This window comes from Candidatus Thorarchaeota archaeon, assembly GCA_021498125.1.
Classification (GTDB): Archaea; Asgardarchaeota; Thorarchaeia; order Thorarchaeales; family Thorarchaeaceae; genus B65-G9.
This window is the reverse complement of the sequence record JAIZWL010000001.1, coordinates 516,899-539,853: the sequence shown is the minus strand read 5'-3', so window position 1 is coordinate 539,853 and position 22,955 is coordinate 516,899. Positions and strand designations below refer to the sequence as shown.

The window sequence follows — 22,955 nt, the reverse complement described above, 5'->3', positions numbered from 1 at the left end:
AAGTGGATCAGTGCGATTCTAACGCACGTGTGAGATCCTTAAGCGTATCAATATCCATCTCATCGATCTGCTCTGGGGGTATCCCCTCTAGCATATCGGGAGGAAGAATGGACAGAAGTTCGGCCTTTGCCTTACCGTACTTTTGCTCAAGCATCTTCTTACGTTCCGTCTCATCTTCGGGAATCTTCTCAACTTCCGTGGTCGCTGTAGTCTTACGTGATTCCTTCTTCTTCGCTTTAGAGGACGCCTTACGCCGGGTCCTTTTCGTTTCAGGTTCGACTACAACTTCCTCCTCAGTCTCAACGGAGGTGGACAGCAGTGCTTCAAGTTCTTCAACACTCAACATAGCAAGTGTATCCTCCGAGACAGAAGCCTTCACCTCAGGAGGCAACTTGGCTAGCAGTTCGTCTTTAGATGGTTCTTTCTTTACTCTACGCACACGTTTGACTTTTCGTACCTTGACCTTTTTCTTCGGTTTTTCTGATGGCGTCGGGCCAATGAGCGAGTCCACCAGCTCGCGCGCGGTCTCGGGGGTCAGGCGTTTCAAATCTTCAGGGGGAAGCTTTTCTCGCATATCACGTGGTAATTCAGAAAGAATAGTCTCAACTTCTGGTGAGAGTGCTAGCCCACTATGTGTTGAGAGAACTGCGGTCTCTGCTTCTGCTCCCTCGCCCATCAGAATAATCGGACCGCTCTCCATCTCTGCAACAACAGAGAAATCAATCTCCACATCAAAGTCCTTCTTCCGCCATTGCAAATATTGCTGGATTGCATCAGGATGAATTCCCAAATCGGTCATGAACAATGTAATCTCATCATTGGTCATATCTGGAAATGATGCAATGAACTTGTTAATCACATCCTCTTTAAGACGGGCCCAGATTGGCCCATTCATGAGCTTGGAGAGCCCCACAGCACAATGAGAACGAACCCATGTATTAGAGTCCTTAAGACCTGCTAATAGAGCAGGAACCGTTCTAGGCTGGTGATACCATGCTAGAGCCTGTGCTGCGGCAATTCTCACATCGACTTCATTATCCGATAGTGCCTTAGCGATGTCATCAACTATAGTCGGGTCGTTCAAATCGATTGACGCGATAAGAGCGCGTTCCCTAACGATCTCCGATGCATCTGAGAATGCACGAATAAGCTCCTCTCTCACTCTCTTGTCTTTTTTCGCAAGACTACTGAGAAGCTCAGTTTCGAACTCCAGTAGTAGGCGTCTTGTTTCCGACACGGACCGTCTCTCTCCAACTAAATTGGGCTGTCTGAAACTCATCTCCAGACGTGCTGATTATAGCAGATACAGTATAATACTTAAATCAGTTGGCTTTATGTATCGCCCAGGAAATATTTTGATACGTATCTCTTGCGATTAGGTACAGATTTAGGTAGCTTCGCGCTCCAACTTTTTTGAGAATTATGACCGCTGCCATATGGGAAGACAGACTACGTATCATTCTCTTTATGACACTGATGCTCATCTATCTCGAGTTCTCCGATCTCTTACCAAGAGCAGCCCCAATGGAACTCTACGGGCTCGTTGCTACAGTTTCGTTCTTTGCAACCATATTTCTAATGTACGTCACAGTTGTTGCGTTTCTTGAATGGGATGGCGGCAAGTCGATCTCCACGCTTGGTCTCAAGACTGACTCTAAGACGATCAATCAATTACTCATCGGAGGACTTCTAGGCACAGCAGGGGCCATTGTAGTGATCCTATTTGCATTGGTCTTTGGCGGCCAATTACGACCGCCCTCGGAGATCACGGGAGACCTAATCACAAATGAGATAATCATCACATCGCTTGTTGCATTTGTCGAGGAACTCACGTATCGAGGATATCTGCTGACCCGTATGGAGCGAATCTGGGGGAGAAATCACGCAATCCTCGGTAGCTCTCTGATATTCTCGCTTCTACACTTTGGCTGGTGGACCCCTCTAGGAGTGATTCCACTTCATCTGGTCATTCTCTTCACGCTCAACATATTTCTGGGAGGCGTTGTACTCTCGTTCTCGTACTATGTCTCCGGAAGACGACTATGGGTCCCACTTGGATTCCACTTTATGTGGAATATTCTTGCATATGTGATCTTCCCCGTCTATCCACGAGATAGTGTGTTCTTGCCAGAGATATTTCAGATCGAATGGGGTGTGACAACGGTCGTTGGCTTTCTATTTGCTCTGTCGCTGGTCTATGTGGTAGTACCTCTTGTGGCCAGTAGAAGTGAAAAAAGAAAGAGAGAGCGGATCAAATAACATGATCCGCAGAGGCTGAACGTAGTATCAGCTTGGTGTGGTTGTGCCTACTGTGCCTCCTCACGGAGAGAGGAAACACCGATCTTCTCGTCGCGGGTCACAATCATAGTGATACCACTTAGTGCAACAAGTCGAACTTTCTCCCCCTCACGGATTGGAGGACCAACTGTCCGTGCCCACCAGATCTCAGCACCCGCTTTCACCTTTCCACGAGGGTTGATATCAGTAAGTGCTATGAGATTCCGGGCCTTGTTATATTCATATTCAGGCCACTCATCATAGTTGCGGAGAAAGACCATGTAGACGGCCATCAGACCCAAAACGGTTCCCGCCATGATATAGACCGTCGTTCTGTGGGTGGGATCCAAAATCGCTGACACAATGATTGCGAGGCCATAGATCGGAAACAGCTTGATAGCCATCTTGGCATCAATAAAACCTCCATGCATGACTCCGCCACCACCTGTGAACATGGCCAGCATCAAGAACAGCATGGCCGCAGTAGCGAGGAGCATCCATCCATTGAACTGTAGGCCATTCATGTATACCTGAAACATGAATAGTACAATTATTAGGGGAATGACCACTTGAGCCATGGCCTTCCCGGTTGCTGGTTCGACTGTTAATACTAACAATGTCAATACCACAGCGAGTAGAATAAGACCCACAAATGGATCGAATATCACTATTCCAATCACCCAGCTGAGCATTGACAGCATCAGTAGCACAACGCATATCTTAATCCATGCATCCATTCCCTATTCCACTCCCGCCCATGATTCTGTTATGATGTGTTAGATCCTCGATTGCTTGTGGTCTTGGAGCCACTGATTCCTGCACTCAGGGCTGCCGCCGTACCCACTGTCGTTCCAACCTGAGGAATATTTGTAGGTACCATAATGATCAGGCTTGCATTCTTGGAGATCTCTTGCATGATGTTCCAAGTTCGCAGAGTGAGACCAATTGATGACTCCTCATAGCTTCGGGCGGCCTGCAGCATTGCCTGTGAGGCCTCGAGCTCGGCCTGTGCAAGGGTAATGCGTGCACGACGTTCACGTTCGGCCTGTGCCTCCCTGCTCATTGCATCCTGAAGTTGAGTTGGAATGACAACATCACGAATCTCAACTGCTGAAACCTTCACACCCCAGTGCTCGGTCTTCTCATCAATGAGTTCTTGCAGATGCATCGCAATTTTATCACGTTCAGAAAGGAGTTCATCGAGGGTGACTTTTCCTGTTGTTTCTCTGAGCGTGGTCTGAGCTGCAAGCTCAACTGCGACTGTGTATCTCTCAACACTCAGAATAGCCTTCTCAACATCTATGACCTTGAAATACATCACAGCATCGACTACAACAGGCACGTTGTCCTTTGTGAGCGATCTCTCAGTCTTGAAGGCGTATGTCTGCAGTCGAAGCGAAACCTTCATTGCGACTTTATCCAAGAGGGGCATGATCCAGATGATACCTGGTCCCTTGATGGTTCTGAATTTCCCAAGCCGTAGTATGGCTACGCGCTCCCATTCTCGCAAGACTTTGATTCCACTTGCAATGATCATCAGCAAGAACACTGCCACCATTGCGATTAGGAACGATAATAGTACTGGTTCTAAACCTGTTTGCAATTCCACTTTACTCCTCTTAACGTTAAATCAATGATTCAACGTAAGAACGGTTTTCCGTTCTACTTATTATTATGTCGCAAAGGTATATTAACTTTAGGCATAAACTCTCAAACCGATTTTGGTGGAGAAAATTAAGTGGAACGGCCATTTTAGGATAAGACTTGGAGATCTTCCAGCTCGATCGATGAGACCGTGATACCAACCTGTTCGGTCTTCAGATTCATTAAGTCTTGTAGACGTTTTGTAATGTCATCGCCATCAGAACGAAGCTCATCAAGCGTAAACGTCCCTATTGCCTCTCTGAGCGTAGTCTGAGCTGTGACCTCTATGATGGCCGGACATTCGGTGTTGCTCTTGAACATCGTTTCAACATCAGTGATCATGTAGTCCACCCGAGCAGCGAGAACAATTGAAACATTATCTCGTGTTAGAAGATCGTCCATTTTGAGCGTGTATGTCTGTTGTTGAAGTGAAACCTTCATGGCGACCTTGTCCAAGAGGGGCATGATCCAGATGACACCCGGTCCCTTGATTCCCAAGAATTTTCCGAAACGCAATATAACAGCGCGCTCCCGCAGACCTAACACTCTGATACTACTTGCCAGAAACAGCAAGAACAGTATTGCCAAGATTAAGAAAAGTAATAATATAAGAACATCTTCACCTATCAGCATCGTTCCACTACCTCTTTTGATCTAAATACCAACACTGGTATAACACGCGAAATCTATCATGTTTCATTTCAACATTACTTGTCTATCAGGCTAATCTTAAAAATACGAGTGGTTGAGAACTTTGACCATCAATACGGTATTTGAAAATACCAGCCTAGATGCGATGATTCCCTCCAGCCTTACCACGAATCTACTTACCAAAGATGAAGACTTGCTATGATTCACGATTCTAATTCATGAACACCAGTTCGATCCAACGATACGAATTGCTGAATGGCCTTTAAGACTCCAATAACAACAAATGTCAGAATCACTGTAGCAATAATTCGCTCAATTGGATATACTAATGCAACTCCTATGAATATAGATGCAAGTACGTTAGGTGCCATGTTGTACACAATATTAAAATAAAAGGCAGCTATAGTAGAACCCACAATATGATCCGTCATCACTGCAAAGAAACAGGTGAAAGCTACAGCAATGACCAACCTATACGAGTCCTCAGCCTTGTCAAAGGTTGTCTTAAAGAAATCTGTAACTGTTGGTGATACTAGAAGAATCAAGAGATACAGGGTCACAATGTGGAGCCAGAGATAAGAATACGCAAGCGAACCGATTGGGCTAAACAGAAACCCAATTACTCCTGCAAAGTATATCAGAGGAACGTACAGGCCCTTTCCACTTCGTATAGCCCCAGCAACGAATGCGCCAGATATAGTCGCTAACGGGGTGAAAATGCCCATGATGCCTGAGAGAGGAGAAACCCAGATACCAAGGAGCGAACCGATTCCGACTGCAATAGTTCCAGCATATGGCCCAAGCAAAATTCCGATCAGAGGTGCAGTAATGAGGCCTATGGAGATAGTGCCTTCAGCTCCGATAGCCACGGAATATGGCATGATCGTAGCGACGACTTGAATTGCTGCGAATATTCCGATGAAAGACCATTTCTCAGTTGCAGATCGCATTTGTAAAGACACTGTAACTCACTCGGATGGTTTGCCTCTTATCCAGCACTACAATATTTTAAGCTCCCGGATATGGTTCAAGGTCGAGCACTTGAAATTGTGTGTTCTCCGTACTGGTCTGTTCGGTGATCTTGAACAGATTTCCCGATTGAACTGCCTTCAACACAGAAGTCGTGACCAGTGTGATGAGTATAGTGGCCACTGCCCGTTCTATCGGATAAACAAAGGCGATTATCAAAAAGATACCAGCCATCGGGCCCGCGGGGGACCCACCAATGTATACAAAGTAAAATGCTGCAATTGAGGATCCAATAATATGATTCGTCATTGTAGCCATAAATGCCACAAGTCCTATGGCCCCTACTTGCTGGAGAAAACTATCCGGCGTCTCGATTGCGGTACGGGCCTTTGTTGAAATACTTGGTACAGAATAGATGACAAGTAGCGCAAGTGTTATGACATGCAACCAGAGAAAGCCAAGAGATGCCAACCCAATAGGACTGGCAATGTACATGAGCATGCCGACTATGAATACGGGAAGCACAAACTTTTCTCTGCCAGTCGAAAGCGCTCCTGCTGCGAAGGCACCCATTGAGGTGGCAATGGGAGTCAAGGGGCCCATCACTGCAACAGTAGGATTCAAGGTGATTCCGAGGAATGCTCCAATCAAGACTGCAACGGTTCCTAAATACGGACCAAGAAGAAATCCTATAATCGGGGCAGATACGATACCCATAGAGATACTGGCTTGAGTTCCAAGCGCCACTGAGAAGGGCATGACGGTAACTACAACATGAAACGCCGCAAATAGTCCAACCAAAGCGGTCCGATATGCCACAGAATTCATTCTTAGAGCCATTATTGCACGCTCGCGTTGGTGGCGTGGCATCTTATTTTCTTTTTAAATCTTGTTGACTATGCCATGAAACCATTACATATCGCTCTGCATACGTGCCACATCCAACGTGACCCTCTACATCAAAATTGACCAAGATCATCTCATCTGCGTGTGGCAACACTAGTTACTAGAAGAAGCAAGCACCCAGACAAAGAGCGCACCAAGAATCCACACAAAGAGCCCTGCACCAAGAACTACTCCGAGGGTGGCACCGATACCTGACGATCCAAAGTTGACATGTGCGTTCGTAAACCTCTTGAACCCGCCCACGTACTTGGTCTCATAATCGCAATGATATTCCTTGTCCGTGATGGCACCACAGATCTCGCAGATGTATCTATTCTGTGCAACTGCTCCGAGAAGACTATCCATATTGCAACCAATAAATCCCGTAAGAATTGCGAGCGGCATGATAAGTAAGATCTGCTCGTTTGAGGTCACAGGAACAAGTGCAGGAGCAAATAGTGCAAACAAGAGGACGATTATTCCAATAGCCACACCAGCAAAGATCGCCACGCCCTCACCCAAGAGAGAGACCGCACCAATCGTACCAGCAGGAACTTTTCTACGTAGATTTGTTATCAAGCGTGGCTTTCGTTTACTGAAGACGCCGATCTCACTGGCGAGAGTATCAGCACTTGTTGTCGCAACGGATCCAATGAAACCACCAAACATCCAGAATGATAATGAGGCATCAACAATACCAATAGATGCCAGCTTCTCAGTAGCAAAAATTCCAATTGAGAAGAACATAGGGATGATACCGCTACCAAACACATTTTTCCAAGAGCGCTTCCCCTTGGCCTCCTGAGCGACATTCTTCTTGAGCTTTGCTTTGTATTTGTATTTCGTTGCCAGCCCTGAGCTGAGAAAGAAGAACAGTAAGACCGTAAATGCAGCAATTCCCCCAGTGTACCAGACCGTAAAACCGACTACAAATGCGCTGATCAGTCCTGAAATGTCCACAAAATGAAGTCGGTAGCTTAATGAGCCAAGAAGGCCCATTACGATTAGTCCGGAGACCACGGAGTTTGTCAGGAATTCCCACATAGTATGTATCACGTCCTTGCTGTCGCTTTCCTCAGGGCGGATTGCCCAAGGAAGTATTCTATGAGCATATATCATTTGATAGTAGTTCTCTCAAATTATCTAGTCAGACCCGTGCCGCTCCATTTATACCTTTGCCAGTGGATTCAGCAATTGCCGATGATGACTTCGACTTGTCAAAATCGGTCAAATAAGCCGTTAGTAGACGGTAATCTGTCGTCGCGAGCTCTCTATGGCTCTTGGAGGGATAGGACGCCCGTTATGAGAGAGTGCTGTCTCCAGATAGAAGCCCGTGACCATCTCGACAGCAGGTGTTGTCCATTGAGCCCGTACAACCTGATGAGGCGCAGTTGAGAAATCGATGGGGATCTCAAACTTTTCAATAATCTGTTTCTTCTTCATGATCTGAAGGTGTAAGGTGATATTCTCAATCCCTGCTCTGTAGCTCTGCACATCAGCCAGTATCTCAAGACGTGACGCACGAGGAACAAGTCCGGGAATCTCACGCCCAAGCTCGTCGCGTATAGACACGATCACTGAAAATAACGGTTGAGCAATTGCCTTGATCTTAATCTTCTTCCGTTCTACGATTCGGCCCGTTGGAGAATCTATACTGACCGAGAGAAATGCGGTACTCATCTCGCTAGTCAGAGGGATTCGAAATTGTGCAGGGAGTAATCGTGATCGACCCCTCTCCAATGAGAGACCTCTTGAGAGAATCACCTCGTTCCCAACTACGGATTCGAATTGGATTGTGACATTCGCTTGCAGTGGAACTTCAGATTCATTGGCTATTTCGACCGCACCCTCAATGAAATCATCAGGCATGACGAAGGGGGGGACACCCGTTATGCTAATTGCAACCGGAAGCCTCCTCTTCGATTCTGCAAAGGTAATTGTGTGTGTCTTGGAGTCTACAACGGCGCCGTCGTAGATCAGCTCGGCCGTGATCAGTCCACTCGTGGGAGCGTCGCGGCCTGAGGGGAAGGGAATCTCCAGAGGACCAATCTCAACGGTGATGTTGCGTAAGGGTTTGACCCGTTGCACCAGCAAAGTGTATGCTCCGCCCTCAGGATACTCTATCCGCAATCGCAGAGTCGCATCTTTACCTTCTTCCGTGTTCCTACGAATTCTCAACCAACCCTTGAGTTTTGCGCCAATATCAAGGCTCTCTGGAAGTCGCATCGAGCCAATGACGACAGTGACTCCGGTCTCATATACTTCAAAGGGTTCGGACTCGATCTCGGCTCTAACTTCATCGTCCTCAATCAATGCCACATGGATTCGTCCAACTAGCCCTCTCGACCCGACTGACAGTAATGCGGGGACGCGCCACCTGAATCGTACAGAGTGTGATAGGAGATCATGCTCATCGAATTCTCCAATTTTGGTGGAATCACCTGTGTCCCCCTTAAAAGATACAACCAGTCGGGGATTCTGAATCTTCATGCCACCCCTGATGTCTAGTGCCACTTCTCCATGGATTACATCCCCAGGATGATGCGATTTTTTGGCATCCGTCCGCAATCGGAGGACAGGGCGTCTTGCCATAAAGCCCACATAGAACGGTTTGGAGACCGTACGTGTATGTTCACGCCCCTCTGGATCCACGAGAACAAGTCGTAAGACACATCGTTCAACACGGTCTGAGGCATCAGCGGAAATGACAAGCGGAGTGAGGTCGGTGTGAGAGAGGATCAATGGTTCAGAGCGATCAATTGAAACTTGAGTAGAGGTCTCGGCCAAGATCGCCTCCTTTCGTGGGGCAATAACAGCTATCTGACAGGTAAAACTCTGAGGTGAGGGGTAGTTGGTCTCGATCTCACTGGTGAACAGGACAGGGGTCTTCCCATCTGCAAATTGCGTCGTTGCTTCTGAATGAATTGTCGCTCTTGTCCAGTACGTATTCAAGGTACTTGTGAGATTGATCTCTCTACCCGCAATTCCAATCTGTACTATAATATTATACGCGGACACACCTTTTGATGTCTGGAATGTGATGCGTTCCTCACGTACCTCGCCTGCTGCAACTTTTGTTATCGGGGTGATATTATGCTCAATGATCGCTCTATCAGAGCTCTCTATGGTGTAGGTCAGAGTGAGATTCATCATGTCCTGTCTTGTAGTATTGCGAAGCAGAATCGTAAATGAGGCGTCATCACCAGCAATCGTATAGTCAGAACTTGGGATGATCTCAGGTTCTAATCCCTTCCACCAACATAACCAAGTAGGCAAGTTCGGGGTGCCCTCTAACGGGTCATATAACCAATTCGTACAACACGAACGTGTAATCTCAGCAAGATTACGAAGCAACACGACCATATTCAGGTCGGACTTTGCATATACCTCCAATTGGAATTCGGCCCCAGTGGTCCGTGGCTTCACGAACTCGCTTCCAAATATGGACACAAAGAGAGCCTGCATGAACGGATTCTCGATAAGCCCGAGATCTTCAAGCTCTTCGCGGATCAAGTATAGCATGGACACAACTGCGTCGCTCATGAAGCGATTCTTCTTTTTGGTGTCTATGGTCCCATCATCTCTGACTCGATAATTATAGGCCTGCGTAAAGGTCGGGTTTTCGGAACCGACCCCTGGTCTGAACGGTGCCCATAGACCAGCAGAGACCGCAGACTCCCTATTGGCTGCCAGAGCCTTTGCTCCCATATCGGGGATGTTCTCCCCCTTGGAGACCATCTTTTTTGCCTTCAAGGCCAATGCCTGTAAGAGAAGCGCAATGCCTACTCTCCGCGGGACCGAGAGCTGTGTATCAAATATCCGTAATTCAATCGTCTTGTAATCCGTAAAGGGATAGAGGTCAACCATTCGGGCGTAAGATCGGTTCACCTGTCTGGCAAAATATTCCTCATCTGCGGATCGTAGATAGGGTATGAACTCAAACTCGCTAGTCGGCCCGAGCTGCGTCGTATTTTTCGACAGGCGAATAGACCTCTTACATCGGGGTGCTCGAAGTCGGCCGTGTTCGTCAACAGAAACCTCACTTGTAGGCATCTTGTTCTCAAATGGGGAATTTACTGAGAGAGCAATGAGATGCGGAATAAAATTACGGATCATGTTGTAGACGCCAAGTTTGGTTGCCTCGTCCACATCTGGTCCCAAGATATGATGATGCTCTCCAAAAGAGAGATTCTTGAGATATTCCTGCGTCGGATTGAGACCTGTAGAAATAAGAATGGTCTTCGAGTCCTTTGGGATCGACTCGTATGAGATGGCAATGAGCGTCTGAATCCACCATGCGAGTTCCTCAGCGGTAGTGCATGGCGGGGTTGCAACCTCTAGTATCCATGTGAGCGAAGTGACATTTGGGTCATGACCAAGTAGAGTGTATTCATGAGCCACCCCTGAAGGGTCTTCGTAGCTTGCCACAATCCGCGAACCACGTTCGCCCTCCTCGGTACGAGTAGAGTATTTGTATTTGCGCCGCACAGAGGCAATATCCGAGGACCGGATTCTTCGCTCCAAGTTATCCTTTGCACTTGACACGATCTTCTCAAACAGTTCAAGGACTTCCTCACCACGAATCCATGACCCATCGCGCTTCAATATCTGTAGCTCGATCTCTACACCGTGTGGAAAGGGCAGATGGAGTTCGTCAGAAGAGGGTTCTCGTTCCATGAGATATCATCTCAATCATAGAGCGCTTCTATCAATGATGCAACTTTCTTCTTATCCTTAGCAAAACTCTCAGACACGGTAATCTCACAAACAGCCACATCACTCTGTTCAAGTTCATGGCATAAATTATAGGTGATACTACTACCACCATATTGATGTTCGTCGGTCTCAATCATGATACCCTTCTTTGAGAGCCTCGCCACTAGTGTTGATACGATGCTTGTGGGATCATAAAAATAACGTCGCCCAAGAATAACAGCCCGGGCCTTTTCGAGAGGGGGAATAAGAACGTCCCAGGTCAGTACAATAACAAATGAACCGGTCTTCTCTGTCTTCAGGCGGGCAGTGATAACGTGGACAGCTCTTCTTGCAAGTGATGAGTCCTCAATAGTGGCATTTCCAAAGAGGATGGATGGAGTCTTGTTTCTTTTAACAATGAACTTTACAGTTATTCCAAGAGGATCATCTGCCCCTTCGCCACTGGGAAGATAAATGATCCCGCTTAGAGATCCCTCTCGTACCGAACCTACAATATCGAACTGGTCGCTCTCTTTTTGAGAAGCAAGTTCATCGATGTGCTGAATACATGAGTTTACCGTATTCATCAGGCGAACTACAATAGCATTTACGCTCTGCAGTTCTTTGGCAAAGTCCTCCATTAACACGTTACACTCCGGAGATTAACATCTATACAGAGATGCTATCGTTTTAATTACCTTTGCTGGGCGGATGTGCTAATCATTCTTTGGCAACCATATCAAAGATATCTTTCGCTTTTTCGCTCAGCTCTTTGAGCCGGTACCATACTGATTCGCGCCCTCTTCGTTGCGCCAGCATATCAAACAGTAATTGATAGTCGAACTCTGTGAGATCTTGAAGCAAGACCATCGCATCCTTGGATGCAAAATGGGACTCATTCACGCGCCCGTCTCTGACACGTTTCGTGAGCGGCCGGAGTGCCTTTTCGGCCTTGTCAAGAGTGACAACCGCCTTTCGATAATTGCTTGTGGGATCGCTCATCCCATAACCACCGATAAGGGGTGCCATTCCGGCCCCTACCGAACCTCTCCCAATCTCATCTAGAAGGTCCATGGTTTCTTGGAAATGCGTATAGGCATCCGAGAGACATTTTTTGATTGCTCGAAGAATTCGCGGCCTCTCGCTCATTTTGAACACCTTAGAAGAATAAAAAAGAGCCCAACGGACGGTTGTACAAACCGCCCGATGTAGTAAATATTGTTTATAGCTCGCTTTCGAACTCGCCTGCAAAGTGACAGGCGACAAAGTGGCCATTACCCATATCTCTCTCCTCAGGAATCTCTTTTGCACAGATATCCTGAGCGTACGGGCATCGCGGATGGAATCTGCATCCGGACGGTACGTTAATTGGACTGGGTGGCTCACCTTTCAGCGACTCCACACGCCTCTTGATCGTTGGGTCACCAGATGGGACCGCAGAGATGAGAGCTCGTGTGTATGGGTGCTGAGGATTGAAAGCAACGTCGTGAGCTGGACCGATCTCCATAATCTTACCAAGATACATGATACCGATTCTGTCGGCAATGTATGTTGCAACTGCAAGGTCGTGAGTAATGAAGAGATATGTGAGTCCGAGGTCCTCTCGGAGCTTCAGAAGCAGGTTGAGGATCTCTGCGCGGATTGACACATCCAACATTGACACTGGTTCATCTGCAACCATGAACTCGGGGTGCAAGATCAATGCACGTGCAATGGAGATACGCTGTCGCTGACCACCAGAGAGTTCGTGTGGGTACCTGTCAATGTAGTCCTCAGCAGGGGTCAGTGATACACTCTCAAGAGCCTCCAATACACGTTCCCTGCGTTCACTCGGGGTGAGTGGGAGCTTGTGTACCGTGAGCGGCTCCGAAACAATACTGAATATGCTCTGTTTTGGATTGAGCGACTCGTATGGGTCTTGGAAGGTGATCTGCATCCGCTTGCGCAGTTCCTTCATCTCATTTCTGTCAAGCTCGCCAAGGTTAATTCCTGCATAGAGGACTTCACCATCAGATGGAGGCTCCAAGTACAGAACACATCGTCCGGTCGTGGTCTTTCCACAACCACTCTCACCTGCAAGGACGAGAATCTCGCCCTTCTTGATGTCAAACGTGACACCATCGACTGCCTTGACGTACAATTCCTGCTTATACAGGAGTGAGGACAGGAACCCAGTATTCACAGGGAACCATTTTCGAAGATTCCGTACTGAAATCAGGGTCTCGCCTTCTTGAACTTCCTTGGCATATGAAAGATATCTACTCTCTTGAATTGCCATTCTTCATCACTCCAAGTCTACCTTAAGCTGTCCCTTGAGCTTGTGTGCAAAGTGACATGCCACAAATCTACCGGGCTCAATCTCCTCAGCCAGAGGTTCTTCTCTCGAACAAATCTCTTCAGCGTATGGGCACCGCGGATGGAATCTGCATCCTGTTGGTGGATCGATAAGATCCGGAGGCGACCCTGGAATCGAAGTCAGCTTCTTTTTCTCTGCTTTCACCATGCTTGGGATTGCACCGACAAGGCCAGTTGCATAGGGATGGATTGGGTCTTTGAATACAGACACAACATCAGCCAACTCTGCAATACGGCCTGCGTACATGACTGCAACCTTATCACACGTCTCGGCGATGACGCTCAAGTCGTGAGTGATCAGAATCAGGCTCAGTCCAAGATCCTTCTGCAACTTCTGCATGAGTTTCAGGATCTGGGCCTGAATGGTGACGTCAAGGGCCGTGGTTGGTTCGTCTGCAATGACAAGGTCCGGATTACAGGCAAGAGCCATTGCGATCATGGCACGCTGTCGCATTCCTCCTGAGAACTCGTGAGGATAGTTATGGATACGTCCGGGATCAAGACCGACCATCTCAAAGAGCTTGGCAACTCGATCGAGGGCTTCTTCTTCAGTCACATTCTCATGCATCAGAATTGCTTCTGCAATCTGTTCCCCAATCTCAAACACTGGATTCAGTGCGTTCATTGCGCCCTGAAAGACGATTGCAACATTCTTCCATCGGATGTCGCGCATCTCTCGAGGAGTCTTTCGCAGCAGGTCTTCTCCCTTGAAGTAAACGTTACCGCCAACAACATTCGCAGCCGGCGGAAGGAGCTGCATGATCGAGTATGCAAGAGAGGATTTCCCGCAGCCCGACTCACCTGCCAGACCTATGGACTCGCCAGGTTCTAACTGCAACGAGACGTTGTCCACAGCCTTCACAAGACCACGTTTTGTGGCATAGTACATGCGTAGATTTCTAATATCGAGCAAAGGCATCTTCATAATCTCCGCCGGAGCTCTGTAACGGGTGTGTTATCTATGTTCACCCAACTTGTAGGGAGAACTTCTGAGTTGGGTTAAATATGTTCCGTTCCACGAAGATGACTGTGCAATATACTAACTTTCGCGTTTCGACACCAAAAAGAGCAGGCTTTTTTGTACGATCATCGTATGGGACACACCTTCAGGCTCATCAGTATACTAATCACAACAAACCGTCCGCATAGTCAAGAAATGCAGTTCCTGTCAACGGCTCCTTTGAAGTCAGGGATTAGAAACAATACAAATGTCCACAGAACGGCAGCGAACAATTTTCATCAGACCATGAATGTGATAGCCCACTTGAACGTGGACTCTATCGGATCGATACTGCCGGGCATCATTCTTAGCTCGGTTTCAAGTGACTAACTCGTGCCTCTAACTCTTGACCACGTCCAGTCAAGAAAATCTGACAATAATTATAAGCTCACTTGCAGTTACACCTATCTAGGGATTTACTTGAATAGGGGGTCAAAAATAGCAATCACTTTTGCAATGATTGCGATCTCAGCGGTCAGCTTTGGCATACTGCTGAGTCTTCCGCCAATTCCTAACAATCACGGGTGGTTGATCAGGCAATACGACGAGGTCCAGTACTCTGTGACCAGGGAACTACATGCAGGAGATACGATCGTCACCAAGATCCTCAACGACTATGACATCATGAACTCCGCAGAGTTTAGAGTTCGCCCCACAGACACTCCTTCGACTGTAAACATCACGGCCATCACTGAAGACATATTGCAGCTCAGGGGAACAGTTGCAGTTGAACAGCAATATGGCAATGAGTGGGTGCTTCGTAACTCAAGCCTACCATTCTTTCTCCCTGCCGGATATTGGGACGATATCAACAGCATATTGAATCAGACCACAGGTGTTGCGCTCAAGAACGAGTGGTGGGGCGACATGACCATCACAATTCCCATCAACTCATCAGAACTGGGTGTTCTGGAATGTTACTTTGCGTGGGATAAGCAGAATGGTGTGCTACAGGGAATGACAATCAATGCCACATCACATGGGACTTGGGACTTCATTCGACTCTCGCTCTCCAATGAGCGACTGGCGTATGAAACGGACATCAATTACATTTTGCAGGCTATAGAGAAACGACTCCCTGTTGCGACCTTCAGCCTCGGCACCGTGGTTCCCCTCCTCGTACCGGGATTTCTCTGGAGAGTGGAGATTCAAGAACGCTTACACAAGCCACTTCAGGGATCAATTGAGGAACGACTGGACGAATATGGCCACACCTATCTGTTCCTGTGGATGAGTGGGATTCTCATCACTGCACTAGCAAGTCTGGTAGCGTCTCAACAAATTCAAGAGTCAATCACACCTATGTACGAAGCATTTGGTGTTGCGATCGCTCTCGGTATAATTGTCATGGTATACAAACAGAGAACGATTGAGGAAGAGCCCAAGCCTATCGAAATGATGCAGTATGCGTTTGTATCAGGCGGAATCAGTGTGAGCGTCCCGATTCTGTCGGATCCTGAGAACATCAACTCCCCATTTGTCTATGTGATACCTCTGATGTTCATCTTGACAGCATTAGTTATGCTGGTGGGAATGTATCCCCTGCGGGGACTCAGAACAACTATCGATGATGAAATCATGGAATCACAAGTGTCTGCCACTGAGCAGAGCCAATGAGCCTGCGTGGATCGTAGTCGTTCAGACAACCGCTCATTCAACAGTAAGTCGTTTCTCCGAGAACTGCATGATGCCGTTCTTGGACCTCATTCATGTTGCGTGATCCCCGAGCCTGTACTTGTGAGCCCGATGAGCAAATTTAGAGAACATCTTGGTCGTACTCATACTTGCCCATGCTCAATCTCAGCCTAGTTAGGAGGAACACGACATAGTCCTGTGCCCGGACCATCTGTTGTGGTCGCGGACGGTGGAATGTGCAACCGGCTGAAAAGCCGCGCTGTTCGAAAATGGTAAAAGCACCCCTACCCGTTAATGACCCGGTCATCACAATGTCGGTCCGCGCATTTCCAAAGACTCGTAACGAACCCCGCAAGCGTATCCTCTTGATTCCGATCCTCTTGCTCGTTTTGGGCTATGTCCTCATGTTACTTCATCCATACCTCTCCACTGGCTTTTTTGGAGCCGTGATCTCGATGGCCGGTGTCCTGTCCATCTTTCTCGTCGGGATGGTCTTTGCCGATCTCTGGGCCGCCTCCAAGCGTACTAAGGACATCATCAAAGCTCGTGAGGCAAGACGTGCAGCTGAGGCACAGGAAACACCCGCGACAGGTCCTGCAACTGCTCGGGATGCTCTCGATGATGATGATGATGATGATGATGATGAGTATCCGGATCCCTTTGAAGAGGAGATCGGGGACGAGTAGATTTGCCAACCTCAACATCCATGAGATATAGTAGTACACTGAAGTCATAATGCTACACGGTCCCCGAACGGATTAAGGGAGAACAAAGGATCGCAAACGATGGCCCGAGAATCGACGGACCGTTGCCGGTCTTGCGAATGTTCTTCCGCGAAGGTCCGCCCCCGAAATGCAAGAGGACGGCACTCGTGACTGCGGACATGTCGGCTCTATGTCGGCTCTTGGTAAGTGGCTTTTTTTATTTTATGTGGGACTGTTACGTATGCAAGTTGGTCAGTAATCTCACTCGAGTACGCAACACCCAGCACTCAGAAGAACAAGAGGCCGAGAAACAAGTCGTGAGAATCCCTAACGCGGATCGCTGTGCACGCCTTTTCGAGGCTGCACCTTCTAAAAGTCGCAGTATGCCATATCACTCTGGGGTATTGAATCGCATTGCGGAGCGTCACGGTTCCTCTACAGGCTCACTGCACGCATCTCGAAGCAATCAAAAAATCGATGCACGATATTTCGAAGCGTCGGTACTGTTAAAATTGTGTTGACGTACTCAAACCGAACTGCTTTTTAGGGGAATCCCCAGCAGCTTCTTTAGTTATAATCAGTCATTTGGAGCGACTTCGTCTCTGGATTGTCGTTCCCTCAACAAGGAGGTCAAGCCTTGTCAGACAAGAAAGGCACTTGGAAAGACTCAAACTGGTACGTAAGTATAACTGGCTTCTGGAGAGAATTCAAAAGACACAAAATTGGCATCCTCGGTGTTTTTATTATCTTCCTCTTCTTTGGTATGGCCGTGACGGCTCCTATCCTTGCCACTCACGACCCTTCCCCGAGCGCTAAGATTGCACCGCCATTCCTCGCTCCTGGATGGACGAGCGTCTTTGACCCTGGGTATGTCCACAATGCTCAGTATCTCCCCGATCCATATCTCAACACCATGTATTCCCCCAGTGATGATCTGCATACCAACCAGATCACGACCTATGGTCCGGCTACTTATGGGAACGCCTCGTCATTCTCTGGCACTCATCATATCGCCACCGGCGCGAACGATAAAAATTATATCGAACTCACATGGGATCATCATGCCGGGGACCGACCCGATTTCCATCTCCCCTGGCCTGGCCAGAGCGAAATGCCTGACTGTGACCAGTTCATCTACTACACCCAGACTTTCAAATGGTCCTACGATCGAATCCCCAATGACGTCATCGTCACCTTCAATTTCTCAGCCACTCTTACCGGTGACTTCGCCTCCCATGATGAGGGCGGCCTCATGTTCAAAGTCTATGCTTGGCTCATAGACTCCTCCGGTAACTGGCGTAATATCTACAAATCTTCTCCACCCTATACAGAGGTCATCCAGTCCCGTAACATCGACCTCAACTTCTTTGATATCTTAGACGGCTGGGGCGGTATGGTCAAAAATGCCACAGGCCAAGAAGATCCTAAAGATCAACTCACCCTCGCCATCGGCCTCGCTCCCACTCGTAACTTCTACTTCGCTTACGATTCCTATAACGGTTCGGTCTCCACTCGCTTCTACTGGGAACAACTCTATGCCTACGGCGACTACTTCGGTGTCCTCGGCACAACTGATAAGGGCGGTGACGCTTGGTCCCAACTCGTCTACGGTTCCCGCATCTCCCTCATCATCGGCCTCGTCGCTACCGCGCTCTCTACCGCCGTCGGTGTCATCGTCGGCATGGTGGCTGGGTACTTCGGCGGTAAGACCGATGAGATTCTCATGCGCGTCGTTGACTTCTTGCTAGTCATTCCTGGTTTACCATTGATGATGGTTCTTGCAGCCTTCCTCGGGCCGACAATTCAAAATATCATCGTCGTCATCGCGATCCTCGGGTGGACCGGCACCGCACGGCTCATCCGATCTCAGGTTCTCGCGGAGAAGAATAAAGCATATGTCGAGTCGGCTCGGGCAATCGGCGCCAGTGATACTTATATAATATTTCGTCATATCTTGCCCAACGTGACCCCAATTTTATTTGCAAATATTACGTTGGGAGTAGTAGGCGCGATCCTGAGTGAGGCAGGGCTGTCCTTCCTAGGGTTGACGGACCCGAGCCAACCGAGCTGGGGCCGAATGCTGGCAGATGCACGTTCGTCAGGAGGCTTCAGTAACGGAGCCTGGTGGGTTGTCGTGTTCCCGGGAATGATGATCACAGCGCTCTCGCTGGCGTTCACATTTGTTGGTCACACGCTTGATCAAGTGCTGAACCCAAGGCTGAGAGAGAGGTAATGTCCCCCAAATCCCTCCCTCCCCTCCTCCACGTACACATACGATGGGCCTGCTTGCTTGCTTGCGGGCGAGCGGGTCCATCCCCCCTCTTCTTTTTAAAATTTTTCAAGTAACATCCTTTGCGTGTGTGCTCTCGCTCTAGTAGTCAGGTCCGTACGTTGTGAGTATCATTGTAATTCCCACAGTAGAAGATCAAGCACCAGAAGTATCAGGATCGATACATCTCCGTTCCCAAGACGATCCGCTCCAAAGACTATCTCCTTCACGTGCTGGAGCAACTCACTCCGACCAAGGACTACGACCACCTCATAGAGAAATTCAAGCAGCGCTTCAGAGATGGAGAGCGCCTCGCACACATGGACAGGACAGAGGCCTTCATGTACCTCCTCGGGCTCATCCTCTCAGACGGAACCATCGAGCACTCCCGCCCGTATTCTGCATCCTTGAAGTTCAAGGCCTCCTCCGCGTATTCGTGGGGACTCCAACTTGGTGAACTCTATCGCCTCTTCCTCGCCCAGTTCGGCCTCTCGTGTTCCTACAGACTAGAGGATTCCTCATATGATCCCGACCACGACCCACCACATGTATGGAGTAGTACCTCCACCTCTCTCGCCGTGTGGATCGAGCACGTCCTCTTCGGCCTGCCTATGACCAGTGCTGACGTGAAGTTCGGCCTGACCGACGAACAGAAACGGCGGCCGCAGACGAAGACGTACATCCCCATCGACGCAGAGTGGCTCTTTGACCTTCCTGATACATGGGTGGATAAGTTTATCCAAGGCCTCGCCGATGGCGATGGTAGCGTTTCTCTTGAGAACACACGCTGCACGATCACTTCCCTAGCCAATCAAGACCTCATCCAGCATGTTCTTGCACGGCTGGGCGTGAAGGCCAGAGTACATGGAATCTACATCGTCACCAGTGGGAACGAGGATGTTATCAAGGCCTCAACCATCCCCTTCTTCTGGGGCACAACTGCGAAACGCGAGAAACTCACCATGCTGGTCGAGTGGTTGAAGAAACCCCCGCCTCAAAAGTGGTATACCCCAGCCGAACTCGAGGTCTTATCTGAAGCGATTGACATGGGCTGGCCGATTGAGAAGATCAACAACACGATCTATGAGGTGACTTCCCAAAAACACAATGGTGAGGGCTGGTATCGCGCACCGCGAGGCCTTATCCGAAAAATGAGCAAGATGAGACGAGCACGTTCAGATCTCCTACGAGAGGTCTTAAAAGAAGCGCAGCAGAGGCATTGGTCCACCAAAATGGTCATTCGAGCAGTTCGGACTTGCTCCAAGGCGCGACTTGGTTATATCTGGAAACCCCGAGAAAATGACATCGAACGTGAGATACGTTTCATGACAGAAGAGAGCAATGACCCGGACTAACTACAATTTACTCTATGGCGTGGTCACTGACTGTATGCTGCGCCATTCAAGTTGGGCACGGATCTTTTTTCCTCGAAACCCTCTGAGAAAAGGCGGCCAACCGCCCTTTCGATACCGTTCATCCGCCACCACCCGAGTGTCTTCATCAATACGAAGTTTTACTAGGTGCCTACATTGCATAAGCGGTGTGATGTCCAACTCTTCAAGTTCATTATTATAGAGCTGGATGTTCTCCAAATTTGAACACATGACCAATGGTGTGAGGTCAATACTTGCCAGCCGATTACTTGTAAGATATAGTCCCTTAAGTTCATGGCACCGTGATAGGGGGCTCAAATCTATTTGTTTTAAGGGAGTTTCTGCAATTGCAAGATATGTAAGATGTGGACAATTCGCCAATGGACTCAGGTCTAGGTCGGAAAGTGGATTTGAATGAAGGTAGAGGTCTGTCAGAGTCGAACATGACGCGAGCGGACTCAGGTCTATGGTGTCCAATTCGTTGGACGATAATTTCAGGTATTTCAGGTTTGGACACTGCGCCAGCGGGGAGAGATCAATTGTATTCAGTTCGTTTCCCGACAGATCGATCCTCTTCAGGGCCTTGCACGAGGCGAGGGGGCGCAAGTCGATCTCCATCAACTCGTTGTTGCCAAGGTGGAGCAGCGTGAAGTCCGGCTTGTCTGCAAAGATGCTCAGATCAATGCTCTTCAGGCCCGTTCCCCAGAGGTTCACGTGATAGAGGTGAGGGCAATGGGCCAAGGGCGAGAGATCCAGCCCCTTAAAGGGATTTGACATCAGGAGCAGGGTCGAGATCTTTGGGAACTCGGGCAACGCACTCAGGTCGAGGTCTTCCAGTTGGTTGTCGTACAGGGCAATGGTCTCAAGGTTCGGACACGTGGCCAAGGGCGCGAGGTCGATGTGTCGCAGCTTGCACAGGCCTAGGTCAAGATCGTTGAGGCTGGTGCTGGTACCCAGGGGACTCAGGTCGAGCTCCTCAAAGGGATTGCCCCCAAGTGCCAGTCGCTGCAGGTTTGGGCACTGTGCCAGTGGGGTCAGGTCGAGCTCCGTAAACTGATTGGCGTAGAGGTAGAGGCGTTCAAGGCTCTGACAGTGGGCCAGTGGGGTCAGGTCCAAGTGCTTTAACTTGGTCACTGCGATCTTGAGTTCCTTCAGACTCTGGCACTGTGCCAGTGGGGTCAGGTCGAGGCGTGTGAACTTGTTCTCGGACAGGTCGAGCTTTTGCAGGCTCTTGCATTGTGCCAGTGGGGTCAGGTCTACCTCCGTTAACTTGTTCTCGGACAGGTCGAGCCTCATCAGATGCTTACAGTGGGCAAGGGGGGCCAGGTCCACCTCCTTCAGGTGGTTCCCATTCAGAAAAGCGTGGGTCAGGTTCTCTACCGCCACGAGCGGACTCAGGTCCACGGACACCGCTTTCTCTTCGTCCAGTCGCAACTCACTCCCCACAGGCCCATAACCACCGATCATTCCGATCTCGCTGCGCACCCTGACCTCTAACTGTCTGTTCTCGCCCTTCGTCGTCACATACGGCACGTATACAACTTCTTCATCCATCGACCGGCCAACTCCTCTGTCTTTCAGCCAACGATACTTCCTCCCCTTGATACCTGTCGTACATATTTAAACTCCTTCAAGACTTGGACAGACCACCAAGACCACGTATTAGACCAACACAACTGTACTCAGACTCGTCACACCTCTCTCGCCGTGTGAATCGAGCACGTCCTCTTCGGCCTGCCTATGACAGGTTCCGATGTGAAGTTCGGCATGACCGACGGCCAGAAACGGCGGCCGCAGACCAAGACATACATCCCCATCGACGCAGAGTGGCTCTTTGATGCACCCAAAGAATGGATGATCAGGTTCGTCCAGGGCCTCGCCGATGGCGACGGCAGCGTCTCTCTCAAGAACGCACACTGTACGATCACCTCCCTCGCCAACCCGGACTTCATCCAGCGCATTCTTGCCAAGGTGAATCTAAATGCAAAGGTCTACGGTCTTAATGTGACTGTTCGTGGAAATGACCAGATCGTGGCTGCTGAACAACTGCCCTTCTTTTGGGGTACAACCGCGAAACGCGAGAAACTCGCCTTGCTGGTCGAGTGGTTGAAAAAGCCTCCGCCTCCTGAGAAGAAGAGGTACACACGAGAGGAACTCGAAGTCTTATCTGAGGCGATCACTTGGGAGTGGTCGATTGAAACGACCAACAATGCGATCTATGCAGCGACTTGCAAAGAGAATCGGGGTACGGGCTGGTATCGGTCGCCGACCGGCCTCATCCATAAACTGAGGAGGATGCGAGAAGCGCGCATAGAACTCCTGCGAGAGGTCTTAGAAGAGGCGCAGCAGCGACACTGGTCCCAGAAAATGGTCAGTCGAACAGTTCGGGACGTTTCTAAGGAGCGACTGGGGTATATCTGGGAACCGCAAGAGGCGGACATCGAGCGTGAGAAAGGTATCATGAATAAAGAGAGGAATGACGAGGACTAACTGCAATT

20 protein-coding genes are annotated in these 22,955 nt (G+C 49.0%); 6 read left to right on the top strand and 14 right to left on the bottom strand.

Annotated elements, in window-relative coordinates; genetic code table 11:
- Nucleotides 1-7 precede the first annotated feature (7 nt).
- Nucleotides 8-1,237 carry a HEAT repeat domain-containing protein gene (locus tag K9W43_02825; GenBank protein ID MCF2136149.1) on the bottom strand — a complete coding sequence of 410 codons (1,230 nt, stop codon included), beginning with the start codon at nucleotides 1,235-1,237 and terminating at the stop codon, nucleotides 8-10.
- A gap of 185 nt (nucleotides 1,238-1,422) precedes the next feature.
- Between K9W43_02825 and K9W43_02820 the strand changes: the two genes are divergently transcribed.
- A complete protein-coding gene (locus K9W43_02820) occupies nucleotides 1,423-2,259 on the top strand; it encodes a CPBP family intramembrane metalloprotease (protein ID MCF2136148.1) in 837 nt (278 codons plus the stop codon).
- Nucleotides 2,260-2,306: 47 nt separating this feature from the next.
- Here the strand turns inward: K9W43_02820 and K9W43_02815 are convergent, their stop codons facing one another.
- The 11 genes from K9W43_02815 to K9W43_02765 form a co-directional block, all read right to left on the bottom strand.
- A complete protein-coding gene (locus tag K9W43_02815) occupies nucleotides 2,307-3,014 on the bottom strand; it encodes a hypothetical protein (protein MCF2136147.1) in 708 nt (235 codons plus the stop codon).
- 29 nt (nucleotides 3,015-3,043) lie between these two features.
- The gene (locus K9W43_02810; GenBank protein ID MCF2136146.1) at nucleotides 3,044-3,886 is read right to left on the bottom strand and encodes a slipin family protein; all 843 of its coding nucleotides are present in this window, start codon (nucleotides 3,884-3,886) and stop codon (nucleotides 3,044-3,046) included.
- 143 nt (nucleotides 3,887-4,029) lie between these two features.
- Complete coding sequence (locus K9W43_02805) at nucleotides 4,030-4,554, bottom strand: hypothetical protein (protein ID MCF2136145.1); 525 nt, start codon at nucleotides 4,552-4,554, stop codon at nucleotides 4,030-4,032.
- A 221-nt stretch (nucleotides 4,555-4,775) separates the two neighbouring features.
- A complete protein-coding gene (locus K9W43_02800) occupies nucleotides 4,776-5,522 on the bottom strand; it encodes a hypothetical protein (GenBank protein MCF2136144.1) in 747 nt (248 codons plus the stop codon).
- Between the two features lie 58 nt (nucleotides 5,523-5,580).
- The gene (locus tag K9W43_02795; GenBank protein MCF2136143.1) at nucleotides 5,581-6,411 is read right to left on the bottom strand and encodes a hypothetical protein; all 831 of its coding nucleotides are present in this window, start codon (nucleotides 6,409-6,411) and stop codon (nucleotides 5,581-5,583) included.
- Nucleotides 6,412-6,540: 129 nt separating this feature from the next.
- Nucleotides 6,541-7,545, bottom strand: a complete 1,005-nt coding sequence (locus K9W43_02790; GenBank protein ID MCF2136142.1) for a DUF92 domain-containing protein — start codon at nucleotides 7,543-7,545, stop codon at nucleotides 6,541-6,543.
- Nucleotides 7,546-7,665: 120 nt separating this feature from the next.
- Nucleotides 7,666-11,103, bottom strand: a complete 3,438-nt coding sequence (locus K9W43_02785; protein MCF2136141.1) for a hypothetical protein — start codon at nucleotides 11,101-11,103, stop codon at nucleotides 7,666-7,668.
- A gap of 11 nt (nucleotides 11,104-11,114) precedes the next feature.
- Nucleotides 11,115-11,762, bottom strand: a complete 648-nt coding sequence (locus tag K9W43_02780) for a hypothetical protein (protein MCF2136140.1) — start codon at nucleotides 11,760-11,762, stop codon at nucleotides 11,115-11,117.
- A gap of 79 nt (nucleotides 11,763-11,841) precedes the next feature.
- Complete coding sequence (locus K9W43_02775) at nucleotides 11,842-12,270, bottom strand: hypothetical protein (protein MCF2136139.1); 429 nt, start codon at nucleotides 12,268-12,270, stop codon at nucleotides 11,842-11,844.
- Between the two features lie 73 nt (nucleotides 12,271-12,343).
- Nucleotides 12,344-13,399, bottom strand: a complete 1,056-nt coding sequence (locus K9W43_02770) for an ABC transporter ATP-binding protein (protein MCF2136138.1) — start codon at nucleotides 13,397-13,399, stop codon at nucleotides 12,344-12,346.
- 6 nt (nucleotides 13,400-13,405) lie between these two features.
- Complete coding sequence (locus K9W43_02765) at nucleotides 13,406-14,401, bottom strand: ABC transporter ATP-binding protein (protein ID MCF2136137.1); 996 nt, start codon at nucleotides 14,399-14,401, stop codon at nucleotides 13,406-13,408.
- 531 nt (nucleotides 14,402-14,932) lie between these two features.
- On the opposite strand from K9W43_02765, the gene K9W43_02760 reads away from it, so the two are divergent.
- The 3 genes from K9W43_02760 to K9W43_02750 all read left to right on the top strand — a co-directional run bounded on the left by K9W43_02760 (nucleotide 14,933) and on the right by K9W43_02750 (nucleotide 19,048).
- Nucleotides 14,933-16,093 carry a hypothetical protein gene (locus K9W43_02760; protein MCF2136136.1) on the top strand — a complete coding sequence of 387 codons (1,161 nt, stop codon included), beginning with the start codon at nucleotides 14,933-14,935 and terminating at the stop codon, nucleotides 16,091-16,093.
- 287 nt (nucleotides 16,094-16,380) lie between these two features.
- Nucleotides 16,381-16,797, top strand: coding sequence for a hypothetical protein (locus tag K9W43_02755; protein MCF2136135.1), 417 nt, complete (start codon nucleotides 16,381-16,383; stop codon nucleotides 16,795-16,797).
- A 655-nt stretch (nucleotides 16,798-17,452) separates the two neighbouring features.
- Nucleotides 17,453-19,048, top strand: a complete 1,596-nt coding sequence (locus K9W43_02750) for an ABC transporter permease (GenBank protein ID MCF2136134.1) — start codon at nucleotides 17,453-17,455, stop codon at nucleotides 19,046-19,048.
- A 167-nt stretch (nucleotides 19,049-19,215) separates the two neighbouring features.
- Here K9W43_02750 and K9W43_02745 read toward each other — a convergent pair whose 3' ends face one another.
- Complete coding sequence (locus K9W43_02745; protein MCF2136133.1) at nucleotides 19,216-19,404, bottom strand: hypothetical protein; 189 nt, start codon at nucleotides 19,402-19,404, stop codon at nucleotides 19,216-19,218.
- Between K9W43_02745 and K9W43_02740 the strand changes: the two genes are divergently transcribed.
- Nucleotides 19,405-20,439, top strand: coding sequence for an LAGLIDADG family homing endonuclease (locus K9W43_02740; GenBank protein ID MCF2136132.1), 1,035 nt, complete (start codon nucleotides 19,405-19,407; stop codon nucleotides 20,437-20,439).
- Between the two features lie 12 nt (nucleotides 20,440-20,451).
- Here the strand turns inward: K9W43_02740 and K9W43_02735 are convergent, their stop codons facing one another.
- Complete coding sequence (locus K9W43_02735) at nucleotides 20,452-22,011, bottom strand: leucine-rich repeat protein (GenBank protein MCF2136131.1); 1,560 nt, start codon at nucleotides 22,009-22,011, stop codon at nucleotides 20,452-20,454.
- A gap of 213 nt (nucleotides 22,012-22,224) precedes the next feature.
- Here K9W43_02735 and K9W43_02730 point away from each other — a divergent pair, with 213 nt between their 5' ends.
- Entirely contained in the window at nucleotides 22,225-22,947 is a 723-nt protein-coding gene (locus K9W43_02730) for an LAGLIDADG family homing endonuclease (GenBank protein MCF2136130.1), read from the top strand.
- The last annotated feature ends 8 nt before the right edge of the window (nucleotides 22,948-22,955 follow it).

Excerpts from the sequence above, each read along its gene's own strand:
- K9W43_02820 (MCF2136148.1), top strand. The coding sequence starts at position 1,423 with ATGACCGCTGCCATATGGGAAGACAGACTACGTATCATTCTCTTTATG.
- K9W43_02815 (MCF2136147.1), bottom strand. The coding sequence starts at position 3,014 with ATGGATGCATGGATTAAGATATGCGTTGTGCTACTGATGCTGTCAATG.
- K9W43_02805 (MCF2136145.1), bottom strand. The coding sequence starts at position 4,554 with ATGCTGATAGGTGAAGATGTTCTTATATTATTACTTTTCTTAATCTTG.
- K9W43_02800 (MCF2136144.1), bottom strand. The coding sequence starts at position 5,522 with ATGCGATCTGCAACTGAGAAATGGTCTTTCATCGGAATATTCGCAGCA.
- K9W43_02795 (MCF2136143.1), bottom strand. The coding sequence starts at position 6,411 with ATGCCACGCCACCAACGCGAGCGTGCAATAATGGCTCTAAGAATGAAT.
- K9W43_02790 (MCF2136142.1), bottom strand. The coding sequence starts at position 7,545 with ATGATATATGCTCATAGAATACTTCCTTGGGCAATCCGCCCTGAGGAA.
- K9W43_02785 (MCF2136141.1), bottom strand. The coding sequence starts at position 11,103 with ATGGAACGAGAACCCTCTTCTGACGAACTCCATCTGCCCTTTCCACAC.
- K9W43_02780 (MCF2136140.1), bottom strand. The coding sequence starts at position 11,762 with ATGGAGGACTTTGCCAAAGAACTGCAGAGCGTAAATGCTATTGTAGTT.
- K9W43_02775 (MCF2136139.1), bottom strand. The coding sequence starts at position 12,270 with ATGAGCGAGAGGCCGCGAATTCTTCGAGCAATCAAAAAATGTCTCTCG.
- K9W43_02770 (MCF2136138.1), bottom strand. The coding sequence starts at position 13,399 with ATGGCAATTCAAGAGAGTAGATATCTTTCATATGCCAAGGAAGTTCAA.
- K9W43_02765 (MCF2136137.1), bottom strand. The coding sequence starts at position 14,401 with ATGAAGATGCCTTTGCTCGATATTAGAAATCTACGCATGTACTATGCC.
- K9W43_02760 (MCF2136136.1), top strand. The coding sequence starts at position 14,933 with ATGATTGCGATCTCAGCGGTCAGCTTTGGCATACTGCTGAGTCTTCCG.
- K9W43_02755 (MCF2136135.1), top strand. The coding sequence starts at position 16,381 with ATGGTAAAAGCACCCCTACCCGTTAATGACCCGGTCATCACAATGTCG.
- K9W43_02740 (MCF2136132.1), top strand. The coding sequence starts at position 19,405 with ATGGACAGGACAGAGGCCTTCATGTACCTCCTCGGGCTCATCCTCTCA.
- K9W43_02735 (MCF2136131.1), bottom strand. The coding sequence starts at position 22,011 with ATGGATGAAGAAGTTGTATACGTGCCGTATGTGACGACGAAGGGCGAG.
- K9W43_02730 (MCF2136130.1), top strand. The coding sequence starts at position 22,225 with ATGACCGACGGCCAGAAACGGCGGCCGCAGACCAAGACATACATCCCC.